The 13,022-nt window shown below is 70.2% G+C and carries 12 protein-coding genes; 9 read left to right on the forward strand and 3 right to left on the reverse strand.

What is annotated here, in order from left to right:
• Positions 1–165: 165 nt before the first annotated feature.
• From ACZ6YV_RS39915 to ACZ6YV_RS39925, 3 genes are read left to right on the forward strand one after another with little or no spacing between them, the layout of a single operon-like run.
• Positions 166–588, forward strand: a complete 423-nt coding sequence (locus ACZ6YV_RS39915) for a hypothetical protein (RefSeq protein ID WP_465514583.1) — start codon at positions 166–168, stop codon at positions 586–588.
• Position 589: 1 nt separating this feature from the next.
• Positions 590–1,552, forward strand: coding sequence for a hypothetical protein (locus ACZ6YV_RS39920; protein WP_465514584.1), 963 nt, complete (start codon positions 590–592; stop codon positions 1,550–1,552).
• Positions 1,549–5,190: an nSTAND1 domain-containing NTPase gene (locus ACZ6YV_RS39925; protein ID WP_465514585.1), complete on the forward strand. Its 3,642-nt coding sequence runs from the start codon at positions 1,549–1,551 to the stop codon at positions 5,188–5,190. The genes ACZ6YV_RS39920 and ACZ6YV_RS39925 overlap by 4 nt, the downstream gene beginning before the upstream one ends.
• Here ACZ6YV_RS39925 and ACZ6YV_RS39930 read toward each other — a convergent pair.
• A complete protein-coding gene (locus ACZ6YV_RS39930; RefSeq protein WP_465514586.1) occupies positions 5,173–5,598 on the reverse strand; it encodes a hypothetical protein in 426 nt (141 codons plus the stop codon). The two genes, ACZ6YV_RS39925 and ACZ6YV_RS39930, sit on opposite strands and share 18 nt — an antisense overlap.
• A gap of 352 nt (positions 5,599–5,950) precedes the next feature.
• On the opposite strand from ACZ6YV_RS39930, the gene ACZ6YV_RS39935 reads away from it, so the two are divergent.
• Positions 5,951–6,748 carry an alpha/beta fold hydrolase gene (locus ACZ6YV_RS39935; RefSeq protein ID WP_465514587.1) on the forward strand — a complete coding sequence of 266 codons (798 nt, stop codon included), beginning with the start codon at positions 5,951–5,953 and terminating at the stop codon, positions 6,746–6,748.
• Here ACZ6YV_RS39935 and ACZ6YV_RS39940 read toward each other — a convergent pair.
• Positions 6,727–7,350: a TetR/AcrR family transcriptional regulator gene (locus ACZ6YV_RS39940; RefSeq protein WP_465514588.1), complete on the reverse strand. Its 624-nt coding sequence runs from the start codon at positions 7,348–7,350 to the stop codon at positions 6,727–6,729. The two genes, ACZ6YV_RS39935 and ACZ6YV_RS39940, sit on opposite strands and share 22 nt — an antisense overlap.
• A gap of 91 nt (positions 7,351–7,441) precedes the next feature.
• On the opposite strand from ACZ6YV_RS39940, the gene ACZ6YV_RS39945 reads away from it, so the two are divergent.
• Together ACZ6YV_RS39945 and ACZ6YV_RS39950 are read left to right on the forward strand one after the other, a co-directional pair.
• On the forward strand, positions 7,442–8,563 hold the full coding sequence (locus ACZ6YV_RS39945) for an FAD-dependent oxidoreductase (RefSeq protein WP_465514589.1): 1,122 nt from the start codon (positions 7,442–7,444) through the stop codon (positions 8,561–8,563).
• Positions 8,560–9,177, forward strand: a complete 618-nt coding sequence (locus ACZ6YV_RS39950; RefSeq protein ID WP_465514590.1) for a DUF3159 domain-containing protein — start codon at positions 8,560–8,562, stop codon at positions 9,175–9,177. Before ACZ6YV_RS39945 ends, ACZ6YV_RS39950 begins: the two co-directional genes overlap by 4 nt.
• An 8-nt stretch (positions 9,178–9,185) precedes the next feature.
• Here the strand turns inward: ACZ6YV_RS39950 and ACZ6YV_RS39955 are convergent, their stop codons facing one another.
• Positions 9,186–9,686, reverse strand: coding sequence for a MarR family winged helix-turn-helix transcriptional regulator (locus ACZ6YV_RS39955; protein ID WP_465514591.1), 501 nt, complete (start codon positions 9,684–9,686; stop codon positions 9,186–9,188).
• 230 nt (positions 9,687–9,916) lie between these two features.
• Here ACZ6YV_RS39955 and ACZ6YV_RS39960 point away from each other — a divergent pair, with 230 nt between their 5' ends.
• The 3 genes from ACZ6YV_RS39960 to ACZ6YV_RS39970 are packed head-to-tail and all read left to right on the forward strand — an operon-like array spanning position 9,917 to position 13,006.
• Positions 9,917–10,963, forward strand: a complete 1,047-nt coding sequence (locus tag ACZ6YV_RS39960; RefSeq protein ID WP_465514592.1) for a 2,5-dihydroxypyridine 5,6-dioxygenase NicX family protein — start codon at positions 9,917–9,919, stop codon at positions 10,961–10,963.
• Positions 10,960–11,745 (forward strand): maleate cis-trans isomerase family protein, encoded by a 786-nt coding sequence (locus ACZ6YV_RS39965; protein WP_465514593.1) that lies wholly within the window; start codon positions 10,960–10,962, stop codon positions 11,743–11,745. The genes ACZ6YV_RS39960 and ACZ6YV_RS39965 overlap by 4 nt, the downstream gene beginning before the upstream one ends.
• On the forward strand, positions 11,735–13,006 hold the full coding sequence (locus ACZ6YV_RS39970; protein WP_465514594.1) for an FAD-dependent oxidoreductase: 1,272 nt from the start codon (positions 11,735–11,737) through the stop codon (positions 13,004–13,006). Before ACZ6YV_RS39965 ends, ACZ6YV_RS39970 begins: the two co-directional genes overlap by 11 nt.
• The last annotated feature ends 16 nt before the right edge of the window (positions 13,007–13,022 follow it).

Consider the following 13,022-nt stretch of genomic DNA (forward strand, 5'->3'; position numbering starts at 1 on the left):
CTGTCTACACTTTCGTGGGTAATCGGAAAAAGAATCACCGGGTTCGCCGCGAACTTTGCCATTCAGATGTCATTTCGGCGACGTATCTCGCGGTCCGTCTCGTGCTCTTTGATATGAGTACGCTGAACGGCGTACGGAATGCTTGAGGGGTTTCGGGAGGGTGGCATGGATGCGGTTTCCGCGGCGGCGATCACGTCGTTTCTGATCAGCTATGGCCGGCATTTGGCCGGCGTCGCGAGCGAGGTCGTCGACGAAGGAGTCACGCAAGGACTTCGCGCCCTGTGGGAAAAGGTGCGCGGCAGGTTTTCGGCGGACCCGCAGGCCTCGGGAGCGTTGGAGCGCCTGGCGGAACAGCCGGACAATCAGCGACGGCAGGCCGCCGTCGAAGATCATCTGGACGAAGTGATGAGTGCCGATTCCGAGTTCGCGGCCGCGCTTTCGGAACTGGCCGAGCGGATGAAATCGACAGGTCACCAAAGCATTCAGGTGCGGGACGCCGGAGCGCTGGCCATCGGCGGGAATGTGTCCATCAAGGGCACCCGCCACGTCGCCGGACGGGACATCACCCTCTCCGCTCCGGGGGAATGACATGACGCCCACGAGAACTGCCGGGAGTATCGCGGCAGGGTTCCTCCTGATCGTGGCTCTGACGTCGTGCGGCCGCGAACCGGCCGCCAAGGATCCCGACTCACCACCGGTTCCGGAGATATCCACCGGTCCCGCGTCGGCCACGCCGTCGTCGGGAGAGATCCCGGTGCCCGGCGAGTCGACGGCGGCCGGCCCGGGGATGCCGGGCGGGACGTCGGTGGCGCCGCCGAACGAACCACCTCGGCCCGGAACGAGGCCAGGTCAGGGGCCGGGGTCAGGACCGGGACCGGCCGGTAAGTCGCCGGCGCCCGGAAGCCCGGCCAACCCGTGCGGAAAGCCACCCGCCGGTCAAGCGGCGGACGGGAGAGCCCAGCAGCGGATCGTCTTCCCCGCGCTCGGCACCCACCAGTGGCCGGACGTCGAAGTGACCATGCGCGCCTGCGCCACGTCGGGATTGCCCGTCGCCTACCAGCTTCAGAACGGCGGCCGCGGTGGCAGCTGCTGGGCGTCGGCGCTCACCGGGGTCACCACCCGCGCCCAGTCGGTTCCGTTGAGCTGCGAGGTCACCGCCACGCAGGCCGGGAACGCCGCCTTCGCGCCGGCCCAGCCCGTCGTCCTCACCTGGATGGTGAACAAGCTGGCGGTCAAGATCGGCTGGCTGGGTTCGGCGGACACACTGGTCTACTCGCCGGGCAACCCCTCCGCGACCCTGCAGGTGCGGGTGACGGCCATGCACGACCTCCCGCGGTTGATGATCTACACGCGGGCGAACGGAGCTTGTTCCATCGCGCAGGCGCCGACGAGCATCGGCGGATCCGGTGGGGCGGCCATCACCTTCGACGTGCGGGTCGCGCTGGTGGATCCGGGCGCGCAGGCCGGTTCTTGCGACCTCCGCGTATCCGTGGACTCGAACCAGATCGCCATCGGCAGCTACGACGATCGCCATTATGTCGTCAAAAGATGAAGTCGTCCGAAGATGAGGCCGAGCCCGGCGCCGAAGCGGCGACGCTGTCGGTCGAGAACGCCGGGCCGGTCGTCCAGCACGGCAATCTGGAGCAGCACGGTGGGCTCGTCGCCGGCCGGGACCTCACCGTCCACGGCCCCGTCAACGTCCTCGCCGACGACGGCGCCCCGTTCGGCGACCACGTCACGCGGCCGGGCCGGGCTTCGGATGTCTGTCCCTACCCCGGATTGGACGCTTTCGGTGAACGACTGGCGGTGTATTTCCACGGCAGGGAAAGAGATGTCGATGCCGTCCTCGCCCTGATCCGCCGGGCGCCGTTGGTGGCCGTGGTCGGGTCTTCCGGCAGCGGCAAGTCGTCGCTGCTGTCGGCCGGAGTTTTGCCCGCTCTCGCAGACGGCGAGGTCGCCGGCTCGGCCCGGTGGACCGCGTTGCCGCTCCGGCCCGGTAGCCAGCCTGTCGAGCGGCTGGCGGCGGTCTTCGCGAAGTTCACCGGGACCCCGACGGCCGAGATCGCGACGGCTCTTCGTGCGGATCCGGCCCGTTTCGGTGAATTCGACGCGACTGTCCGGGACATCGCGGGCGGGCCGTCGATCTGGGTGATCGATCAGCTGGAGGAGGTGTTCGACCCGGCGGTGGATCCCGGCGACAGCGCCGCGTTCCTCGCCGCTGTCGCCGGCCCGCATCCGTCCGGCGAAACCAAGGTCGTCGTCGCGTTGCGGTCGGACTTCTACCCGCACCTCGATCAAGAACCCGTACTGGCGGCGGCGGTTTCGGCGGCCCAGCATCGGGTGCTGCCGATGGGACCGCAGGCCATCCGCGAGGTGATCGAGAAACCTGCGGACCAGGTCGGACTGCGCGTGGAACCCGAACTGATCGACCGGATGCTGGCCGACACCAGCGCCGCCGAGAACGCGTTGCCGCTGCTCTCGTACGCGTTGGCGCAAACCTGGCGGCGGCGGCGCAACGGCTGGCTGACCCTCGCCGAATACGCGAACGCCGGCGCGCTCGACGGCGCGATCGACCACGCCGCCGAACTCGTGTGGGAGTCCCTGGGCGACAGGCACCGCGCGACGGCTCGCCGGATGATGCTGCGGCTGTCCCATCTCGGCGAGAACGCCGTCGCGGTGCGTCGCCAAGCCCGGCTCGAGGACCTGGTGACCGACGCCGACGACGAGACCGCCGTGCGGGAGGTCGCCGCCCGGCTCGCCGCAGCCCGGATCCTCACGACCGATCTGGACACGGCGACCGAAGCCCCGATCGTCGACATCACGCACGAGACGGTGCTGCGCGCCTGGACCCGGCTGCGGACCTGGCTGAGCGAGGACAGGGAGACGAAGCGCGCGCAGGACGATCTCAGCGGTGGCGCGGCGACGTGGAACCAGCACGACGCCGACCCGAGCTATCTGCTGCGGGGCGCGCGGCTCGCCGCCATCGAGGTCGCACGCCGATCCGGCGGCCTGACGGTGAACGACGTCGAACTACGGTTCCTCTCGCTGAGCAGCCGGCTCGAACATCGGCAGCGATGGCGGTCGCGCCTGCTCGGTCTCCTGGCCGCGGCGCTGGCCGCCGCGGTGGCGATCACGTTCGTCGTCGTGAGCCAGCAACGCCGCATCAGCCGGGAAAAGACCGTCGCGGACGCCGTGTCACTCGCCGCCCAGTCGCGTTCCGTGAGCGGGCAGGAACGAGATCTCGGCGCGCTGCTGGCCGTCGCGGGGGCGGAGACCGACGACAACGCCGTCACGCGTGCGGCCGTCATGGACGTGGTCTCCGCGCGCAGCGGCCCCCTCGCTTATCTCCTCCCGGCAGGACGGCACGCCACGACCGTGGCCCCCAGGTTCACTCGCGACGGGTCCGCGCTCGTCGGCACCGCCGACGGCGCTGTCTGCGCGCTTTCCCCGGCCGACGGCCACGAGACCGGCCCCTGCTTCACCGGCCATCACGCCAACATCAGCGCCGTCACGACGACCGCCGACCTCATCGCCGTCGCGGACGCCACCGGCCTGGTGACACTGCACCGGGCCGGAGTCGCGGCGCCGGTCCGCGGCCCGCTCAGGGCGACTTCCGCCGTCGTCGGCCTCGCCCTCGGCCCGGCGGGCGACCAACTGCTGGCCGCCACCCGATTCGGCGCGGTCGAACGCTGGAGGCTGACCGGCGAAGCGACACCTCTGCCGCCTCTGGCACAGAGCGCCGATGTCGTGGCGCTCGCCGTCGCCGACAAGACCGGCCAGGTCATCGCGCTCACGACCGGGGGAGCGCTCAAACGCTGGCGGCTCGCCGACGGTGCGGAACTGCCCGACCTCGCCGAACCGGGCTCCGTGTCGACCGGTACGACGATGCGGCTGGACATCGCCGGTGGCACACGCGTGGTGACGGCGGACGAGAGCCGGATCGGCGTCTGGGACCTCCTCTCCGGGCAGCCTCCTTTGTGGACGGACGCACGCGGCGGGACGGCTGTCGTGTCTTCCGGTGACGGCGAAACGGTGTTCGCCGGGTCGGATACCGGCACGATCACCTCGTGGCGCCTCGCTCCGGAGCCGTTGGCCGTCGAACCCACTCGTCCCGGTCTCGCCAAACCTGTCGTCGCGCTCGGCAGCGGAGGCGACTTCCTGGTCGGAGCGGACCAGGACGGCCGGGTGATCTCGTGGGACCTCAGCGGCAGGCGGTCACCTGCCGGTACCCCGCTGGCCCAAGCGACAGGGCCGCTCCAGGCCGTCGCCAGGAACCCCGCCGGCGCCGTCGCGTCGGGAGGCGCGGACGGCGTCGTCCGGGTGACTCGAGACGGGTCCACAAGGGACGCTCATGCTTTCGAAGGCTCCGTCGTCGGCCTCGCTTGGGAGCCGACCGGAGCGATCGCTGTCGGCACCGACCGCGGCACCCTGACCGAACTCGACCCCGTCACCGGAACGACCCGGACGCTCTCGGACCGGCCGGGCACCGCGGTCACCGGTCTCGTCGCCGACGGCAGGGGGAATCTGGCGGCCGGCTTCAGCGACAGCCAAGTGCTCTTCACCGACCTGCCCGGTGTGCCCTTCACCGCGGCCAAAGGCGCCGTGACGGCGATAGCCCTGAGCGCTGACGGGAACAGCGTCGCCGTCGCTTCCGGGGACGGCGTCTCCGCTCCGCCACAGATCTCCTTCGCGGGCAAGAGCGACCGGTTCCGGGACATCCGGACCTTCACCGGGCACGCCCTGCCGGTCACGAGCCTCGCGTTCAGCCCGGACGGGCGATTCCTCGCCAGCGGCAGCGACGACCGGACCATTCGCTTGTGGACACTGGCCGACGGAACGACGAAAAGCACGCTGGAAGGGCACACCGACATGGTGCTGGCCTTGGCTTATTCGCCCGACGGCACGACTTTGGCCTCCGGAAGCCAGGACGGAACGCTTCGCCTGTGGGACGTCGCCAGCGGCCTGCAGATCGGGCGCCCGCTCGAATTCGGCATCGGCTACGTCTGGTCGCTCGCGCCCTCGGAGGACGGCGCGAACCTCGTCGCGGCCCACGGCGCGGGTGTCGTCGACTGGCCGTTCGGCAAGGGCGCGTGGCTGGACCGCGCCTGCCGGCTGGCCGGGCGTTCCCTGACCGAGGACGAGCGGAAGCGTTACCTGCCTGGCGGGACGTCTCTACGCCCCTGTGCGTGACCCGATCGCCGACCGGTACGCCGCGACCCTGATCCGCAGGCCGCGCAGGTGGACCAGGTCGACGTCGAACGCGGAGACCGGCCGATAGCCCACGGCTGGCTCGGCGGACCGGCAGGGGCCGGCGATGTAGACGAAATCGTCGTCCGGCTCGTAGCGGGGCTCGGACCAGACCGCGCGGTCTCCGGCCCCGCTGTCGCCATGACGAGTGCGGGCCTGCCAATAGAGAGGCAGCTTCATCATCTCGCCGAGCGCCTTGTCGAACGCGGCGAGATCGGCGGCGGCGATCCCGAGGCCGCGGTCGTCCCACACCCGGGGTGCCCAGTACCCGTCGCCGGTGGCATGGGCGAAACAGGCGGTGTCCCCGGAGGCGGTGATCGTCCAGTCGGCGACGGTGGTGAGTGTCGGCATGAGGGTTCCCGATGGTCGTGGCCCCCAGGTCTGGCACACCGTAATCGATCATCTCCGCACGGTGGTACCACCGGCGGCCCGCGAGTGTTGCGCCGACCGGCCGTCGCGCGCGGGAAGAAGCAGGTCCAGGGGCCGCCCGTGGCGCCGGAGTGCCTTTCTGTTCATCTTCGGTTCACCTACGGATCGCCGGATTCAGCGAACTGTGCGAGGCGGTTCCCTCTGGGCGGGGCTACGTGAAGCGCCAGATTCGGGCGAGACCTGTCGAGGGGAGCAGAACGGGGTAGCGCCTCGCTCGGAAAGGCGGTGGGGAAGCCCGCGATACGCTGCCTGCTCATCACGGCGAGGAGGGTTGATGGAGATCGACGGAGCCCGCGTCCACGGCGAGTCAGGGCAGCCGGTGCTGCTGTTGCCGGGTGGAGCCGAGTCCTGCGACGGCTTCTTTCCCGGTCTGGTCGAAGGTCTCGTCGCCGACCCCGGCTGCCGGGTGATCGTGCACGACCGGCCGGGGACCGGTACCTCGTCGGACGACGGTGCGCTGGCGGACGCCGCGTCCCACTTGAGCGCGCTCATCGACCGCCTGGACTGTGGCCCGGTCGTGGTCGTCGGGCAGAGCCTCGGGGGTGCCGTGGCGGTGCTGTTCGCCCGCGATTACCCCGAGAAAGTCGCCGGACTGGTCCTGCTCGACCCGACTCCCGTCGACGATCCCCGGACGTGCGCCGTTCTGGAGCGCACGATGGGCGTGCTCGGCACGCTCTCGACCGTTCCCGTGCTGCGCGGGGCCATTCCGCGCGTCCTCCGCACCGCCGTCGTCCGGGCCGCGCGACGCCAAGAACTCCGGCCGGACTGCGAGGCCGCTTTCCTGCGGACGGCGGACGCCGATACCCCGATGCTGGCCCGTGCCGTCCGCGGCCTTTCCGTGCTGGCGAAGGATCTGCAGGGTGCCGATCTGCCCCGGCTGCCTGCCGTCGTGGTGACCGCCGATCGCAAACCGGACAGCGCGATGCGGCGTTCCCACGAGCGTTTCGCCGCCGGTTTCGGCGGGCGGGTCGAGTGCTGGCCGGGGGCGACGCACAACGTGCACCTCGACCATCCCGACGAAACCCTGGCGACGGTGCGCGAGCTGGTCGCTCAGATCGGTTCCGCGACCTGAGACCCGGGCGGTCCGGTCAGGCAGTGCTGCACGAGGGGACCGAACCGCGCGACCAGTTCGTCCGTGGACAGGGACGCGATCGGTTCGATCCGCATGATGTACCGCGCCACCGTGAGACCGAGGATCTGGGCGTTGACCATGGCCGCCCGTAGCGCGGCGTCCGGCGTGTCGAGCGTCGCCGCGAGCCTGTCGGTGATCTCCCTGTCGATGAATTCGCGCAGCAGGGCTTCGGACTGGGCGTCGGTCGGTGCCGACCTGGTCAGCATCACGAGCGGGGTGCGGCCCGACTTGTCGAGGTTCTCCACCAGGGCGCGGACGACGCGTTCGCCGATGGTGTCGAGGCCGCCGGCGAAGATCGATTCGATGGCGGGCGGGACGGCGCCGGACATGTCGACGGCGGCGCTGAACAGGCCCTGTTTGGTGCCGAAGAAGTAGAAGACCATCGCCGGGTCGACTCCCGCCGCGGTGGCGATCGCGCGCACGGTGGTGGCGCCGTAGCCGTGCTCGCCGAACAGGTCGCGCGCGGTCTCGAGGATCCGCTGCTTGCTCTCCGCGCCGGACCGCCAGCGTCCGGGGCGGCCGTGAGTGTCGTGTTCCGTCATGACCCCTGAAGTCTAACATCCTTTCTTCATCACGCGATGGAGTTTTGCCGTACCGTGTTCTTCATCAGGTGGTGAAGAAAGGGGTGACGGGATGAGAGTGATCGTGATCGGCGCCGGGCTCGGGGGATTGACGCTGGCCCAGGGGCTCCGCCGGGCGGGGATCGAGGTCGCGGTGTACGAGCGGGACGGCGTGCTGGCGCGTCCGCAGGGCGCGAGCCTGCATGTCGACGACCGGGGGATCGCGGCGCTGAGGGAGTGCCTGCCCCCGGTGCATGTCGAGATGGTGGAAGCCACCATGGGAGGAGCACGTGAGCAGACCCTGACACTGTCCGATGTGGAGGGAGAGCTCTCCGTCGTGGGGGCTCGGTCTTCTGACGGTATGTCGGGCCGGGCGCGGCCTGGCAGGCAGGCCCACCGTCCGTTGCTCCGGGCCGTGCTGCTGACGGGGCTCGACGACGTGGTCCGGTTCGGGGCGGAGTTCAGGCGGTTCGAGTGGCGCGCCGATGGCCGGGTCCGGGCTTTCTTCGCCGACGGCCGAACGGATACCGCGGACGTCCTGGTCGGCGCGGACGGCGTCGGCTCCGCGGTGCGCCGCCAGTACCTGCCGGACGTGCGGGTGGCCGACACGGGGCGGCGCATGATGATGGGGGCGACCCCGCTCGGAGCCGTGGCCGGTCTGGGGTTGCCGGGGCTGATCGGCGACGACCCGGCCGTCGCGCGAGTGGGCGGCACGACGATGGCGCTGGGCGTCCTGCGGTTCGGCTGCCGTCCGGTCGTCGCGCGGGAGAAATGGTTGCCCGCGTTGGGATCCCACGCCGTCGCCGAGATCGAGGACTACGTGATGTGGGCTTTGCCCGTCACGAAGGAGCGCCTCGGTTCACCGGTCGAGGTGTGGCGACGGGCCGACGAGTTGCACCCGGCTTTGCGGTCGATCGTCGCCGAAACCCGGCAAGACCTCACGGCCGTGTTGCGGATCGGGGTGATCCCGCCGATGCCCGCCTGGCCCGTCACCCCGGTGACGGTTCTCGGCGACGCCATCCACTTGGCCCCGGGGTTCGGCGGAAACCTGGCGATGCGGGACGCGAACCGCCTCCGTGAGGCGCTGGTCGAGGCGGGCCGTGGCCGGCTCGACCTGCTCGACGCGATCGGTGCCTACGAGGACACGATGCGTCGCGACAGTTTCCCCTCCTCCTCGGCGAAGGCAAGCGCATGAGCCTCGATGTGCTGACGCGGAAGTCCTTGTCGCTGTTCAGCGCGGTGGGCGGCTGGCGCATGGTCGCCGAAGGAGTCGCCTCCCGGGTGGTGTTCCTGATCGCGTACCTGCTGACCGGCGAGGTGTGGACCTCCGCGCTGATCGCGGCCGGCGTGGTGCTGGTGTTCGCGGTCGTGCGCGTGTGGACCGACCGGCGCTACTGGTCGGCGGCGATCGGGCTGGTCATCGTCGGCGGGTCCACCTTGCTGGCCGGGAGCACCGGTCAGGCGATCGACTTCTACCTTCCGGCGGTGTTCATCCAAGCGGCCCAGGGCGCGGTGTTCCTGCTGTCCGTGCTGGTGCGCTGGCCAATGGTCGGGGTGGCGTTGGGAGTGCTGCGCCGTGACAAATTCGCCTGGCGGCGCGATCCGGCATTGCGTCGCCGTTATCAGCTGTGCACCGCTGTCTTCGTGGTGAAGTGCTGCATCGCCACGGCGGTGCAGGTGCCGCTGTACCTGGCCGGGCAGACGATCGGGCTCGCCATCGCGGCCACGCTGCTGGGCGGCGCGCCCTCGGCGGGTGTCTGTCTCTACGTGTGCTGGCGGATCCTGCGGGAAGAGCCGGAAGCCGCCTGACATCGCCGTCAGCGCAACTTGTCGACCGAGGCGATCCGTTCCCAGTGGGCGCCGAGCGCGTTGAGCAGTGCCGCCGTGTCGACGTCGGTGTCGTCACCCAGGAGCGCCTTGTCCAGCCTGCGGGCGCGGCGGTTCACCTGGCTCAGGACCGTTTTGCCCTCTTCGGTGAGCGACAGCAGCTTGCGGCGGGCGTCGTGCGGGGACTCGACGCGCAGGATGAGGCCTCGCCGCTCGAGCCGGCGGCAGAGGTCGGCCATCGTCGAGGTGTCGAGCGCGACGGCGCCCGCGAGGGAACTCTGGTCGCTGCCGGGATAGGCGCGCACCGCGGAGAGGACCGCGAACTGCGGACCGGTGAGCACCGGGTCCACGTGGCGGTTCCACGCGGCGAGATAGGCCTGGTAGAGCCGCCGGGCTCCGTAGCCGGGCGCCGCCAGCAGATCCGAGGGCGGTGCGGGAGTGACGCTCGGCACGTCTTCCCTGCGTCGGCCCGTGCGCGCCGGTTCACCCATCGCCTTCTCCTTGTCGGCTCCACCCGCTGCCCGGGCCCCCGGGGTGATCCTACGTGTCCGGACGGTCGCTCACGGGCAGGCGCCGACATCTGTCCACCACGACCTCTTGCGTATCCGGATAGTACGTGTTCGGATGAAGGTCCCCTCGGGGGTTGCGAGAGAGCGGATCCGGGCCCAACTCTTGCGTGCTCGGATAGTACGTGCTCGGATTAGTGTGGAGGTGTTCGACGATGGACCAGAACCTGTTCAACGACATCTGCTTGCGCCAGCTGACTTTTTCGGGGGTGCACGAGGGCGAGACCGTAGTGGTGCTGACCCGCGGCGGCGAGCGCGCGGAGTACGCCGACGCCTTCCTGTGGGCCGCCCAGCAGCTGGGCGCGTCGGCCTATCACATGCGGCTTCCCTCGCCGTCCAGCGCCGCGGGCGCGTGGGCGGTGGGCGACTCTGGGCTCGGGAACATCCCGCTGGCCGTCGAGGCGCTCAAGAGCGTGGACATGGTGGTCGACTGCACGTTCCTGTTGTTCAGCAAGGAACAGTTCGCCATCCAGGACGCGGGCACACGGATCCTCACCGCCGTCGAGCCGCCCGAACTGCTGGCCCGGCTCATGCCGACCAAGGAACTGCGCGAGCGGGTGGAGATCGGGGCCGAGCTCCTGGCCAAGGCGGGCACGATGCGGATCACCAGCCCGGCGGGCACCGACGTCACCTATCAGCTCGGCGTGTACCCGACGCTGTCCGAATACGGCTACACCGACACTCCCGGCCGCTGGGACCACTGGCCGGCGGCGTTCGTGTTCACCGGCGGCGCCGACGACGGTGTCGACGGGAAGATCGTGCTGTCGCCCGGGGATGTGCTGCTGCCGTTCAACACCTACGTGCAGACCCCGGTGGAGATCACCATCGAAAAGGGTTTCATCCAGGACATCCGTGGCGGCGCCGGATCGTCCGGATTGGACGCGGACCTGCTGCGCTCGTACATCGAAAGCTTCGAAGACCCCCGCGGCTACGGCATGAGCCATGTGGGCTGGGGGCTCGACGAACGCGCGCACTGGCACGGCCTGACCCAGTTCCCCGGCGGGATGGGCATGGAACTGCGGAGTTTCTACGGCAACGTCATGTTCTCCATCGGCCCCAACAACGAGCTGGGCGGCCCGAACGACACGCCGTGCCACTTCGACATCCCGATGCGCGGCAATTCCCTGTACCTGGACGACGAACTGATCGTCGACAACGGCGAGCTGACCGTCGCCGACATGCGCCCGGCGAGCCGTCGATGAGCGACCACCACATCGGAATGATCGTCCCCAGCTCCAACCTCACGATGGAGACGGAGCTGCCGCGGATGCTGCGCGCCAGGGAGGAGGCCGAGCCGGGCGACCGGTTCGTCTTCCATTCCGCGCGGGCCAGGATGCGGCACGTCGAACCCGAGCAGCTGCGGGCGATGAACGCCCAGGCGGGCCGGGCGGCGGCCGAACTCGCCGACGCCCGGCCGGACGTGGTGGCGACCGCGTGCCTGGTGGCGATCATGGCCCAGGGGCCCGGCTACCACTGCACCGCCGAGGACGACATCACCCGCGTGCTGCGCGAGGAGGGCTGCGAGTCGCCGGTCGTCTCCAGTGCCGGTGCGCTCTTGTCCGGGCTCGCCGCGGTGAAAGCACGCAAGGTCGCGATCATCACCCCGTACATGAAGCCGCTGACCAAGGCTGTGGCGGACTACATCGAGGACGCCGGATTCGAGGTCGCCGACGCGCTTTCCCTCGAGGTGCCGGACAACCTCGCCGTCGCCCGGCTGGACCCGGCCGGGTTGCGTGAGCATCACCGGAAGCTGAATCTGTCCGATGTGGACACACTGGTGCTCTCCGCCTGCGTCCAGATGCCTTCGCTGCCCGCGATCCAGCCGGTGGAGGACGAGATCGGGATCCCGGTGCTGTCGGCGGCGACGGCCACGACGTTCCGGATCCTGTCGGAACTCGGGGTCGCACCCCGCGTGCCCGGCGCCGGAAGCCTGCTCGGCGGCGCGGAAGCTTTGGCGAAGACGGGAGGCGGACATGGCCGCTAGTCAGTCATTCGAAGTCGTTGTCGTCGGCGGCGGGCTCGGCGGGCTCTGCGCGGCGTTGTCCCTGCGGCAGCGGGGGATGCGCGTCACCGTGGTCGAGGCGGCGCCGGAGCTGGGCGAGATCGGCGCCGGTATCCAGACCGCGCCGAACGCCAGCCGGATCCTCATCGGACTGGGCCTGCGCTCCCGGCTCGAACGGGTGCGGACGGAGCCACAGGACCAGGTCCGTCGCCGCTGGGCGGACGGGAGCATCATCGCCCAGTTGTCGCTCGGCGGGCGGGTGATCGACCAGTACGGCGCGCCCTACTGGCACTATCACCGCGCCGACCTGCACGGGGTCCTGCTCGACGCCTGCCTGGATCCGGACGGTGCCGGTCCGGTGGTGCGGGTGGCGACCGGCGCGCGGGTGGTCGAACTCGACCGGACGGTGCCGGACCGGCCCGCCGCGGTCACCGCCGACGGGCGCCGGTTCACCGGTGACGTCGTGGTCGGGGCGGACGGCATCCGGTCATCGGTGCGCGATCTCGCCGGATTCGACGACACGCTCGCCTTCTCCGGCGAGATGGCCTACCGGGCGCTGATCTCCGGAGACCTGATCGCCCAGGACCCCGCCACCCGTTTCCTGGCCGACCGGTACCACTCCACGATCTGGTACGGCCCCAACAAACACCTGGTGCACTACATGATCCGCGGCGGGGAGTACCTCAACGTGGTCGCGATCGTGCCGTGCACCGAAGCGGTCGCCCGGGACTGGAGCGGGCCCGCCACCGCCGCCGAACTCGCCGCGGAGTACCAGGACTGGGACGATCGGGTCCCGACCATGCTGGCCAAGGCGAAGGACGAGGACGTCTCGGTGTGGGCGATGTACCGTCGGCGCCGTGATCCGGTCTGGGTCGACGGCAGGGTCGCCCTGCTCGGCGACGCGTGCCACGCGATGCTGCCCTACCAGGCGCAAGGCGCGTCCCAGGCGATGGAGGACGCGGCCGTGCTGGCCGAGGAGCTGGGCCGCGTCACCCGCGACGGGATCGACGGCGCCCTGGTCCGCTACGTGGACCGGCGCGCCAAGCACGCGGGCATGGTCCAGGACGCCTCGCTGCAGAACATGGACTTCTACCACCTGCCCGACGGTCCCGAGCAGCGCGAACGGGACGAGAAGCTGCGGCGCTTCGACGGCGAATCCGACGTGTCCTACGACTGGCTGTGGAACGGCAGCCCGCTCACCGACCCCGACACCGAGTCCATCCACTACCAGTTCGCCCGCTGAGGCGCGCTGGTCGGCT

The organism is Amycolatopsis sp. NPDC102522 (assembly GCF_055584485.1).

Bases quoted from the DNA above. Each gene is read 5' to 3' on its own strand.
- ACZ6YV_RS39960 (WP_465514592.1), top strand. From the start codon at position 9,917: ATGGACCAGAACCTGTTCAACGACATCTGCTTGCGCCAGCTGACTTTT.
- ACZ6YV_RS39945 (WP_465514589.1), top strand. From the start codon at position 7,442: ATGAGAGTGATCGTGATCGGCGCCGGGCTCGGGGGATTGACGCTGGCC.
- ACZ6YV_RS39930 (WP_465514586.1), bottom strand. From the start codon at position 5,598: ATGCCGACACTCACCACCGTCGCCGACTGGACGATCACCGCCTCCGGG.
- ACZ6YV_RS39970 (WP_465514594.1), top strand. From the start codon at position 11,735: ATGGCCGCTAGTCAGTCATTCGAAGTCGTTGTCGTCGGCGGCGGGCTC.
- ACZ6YV_RS39940 (WP_465514588.1), bottom strand. From the start codon at position 7,350: ATGACGGAACACGACACTCACGGCCGCCCCGGACGCTGGCGGTCCGGC.
- ACZ6YV_RS39925 (WP_465514585.1), top strand. From the start codon at position 1,549: ATGAAGTCGTCCGAAGATGAGGCCGAGCCCGGCGCCGAAGCGGCGACG.
- ACZ6YV_RS39920 (WP_465514584.1), top strand. From the start codon at position 590: ATGACGCCCACGAGAACTGCCGGGAGTATCGCGGCAGGGTTCCTCCTG.
- ACZ6YV_RS39955 (WP_465514591.1), bottom strand. From the start codon at position 9,686: ATGGGTGAACCGGCGCGCACGGGCCGACGCAGGGAAGACGTGCCGAGC.
- ACZ6YV_RS39950 (WP_465514590.1), top strand. From the start codon at position 8,560: ATGAGCCTCGATGTGCTGACGCGGAAGTCCTTGTCGCTGTTCAGCGCG.
- ACZ6YV_RS39965 (WP_465514593.1), top strand. From the start codon at position 10,960: ATGAGCGACCACCACATCGGAATGATCGTCCCCAGCTCCAACCTCACG.
- ACZ6YV_RS39915 (WP_465514583.1), top strand. From the start codon at position 166: ATGGATGCGGTTTCCGCGGCGGCGATCACGTCGTTTCTGATCAGCTAT.
- ACZ6YV_RS39935 (WP_465514587.1), top strand. From the start codon at position 5,951: ATGGAGATCGACGGAGCCCGCGTCCACGGCGAGTCAGGGCAGCCGGTG.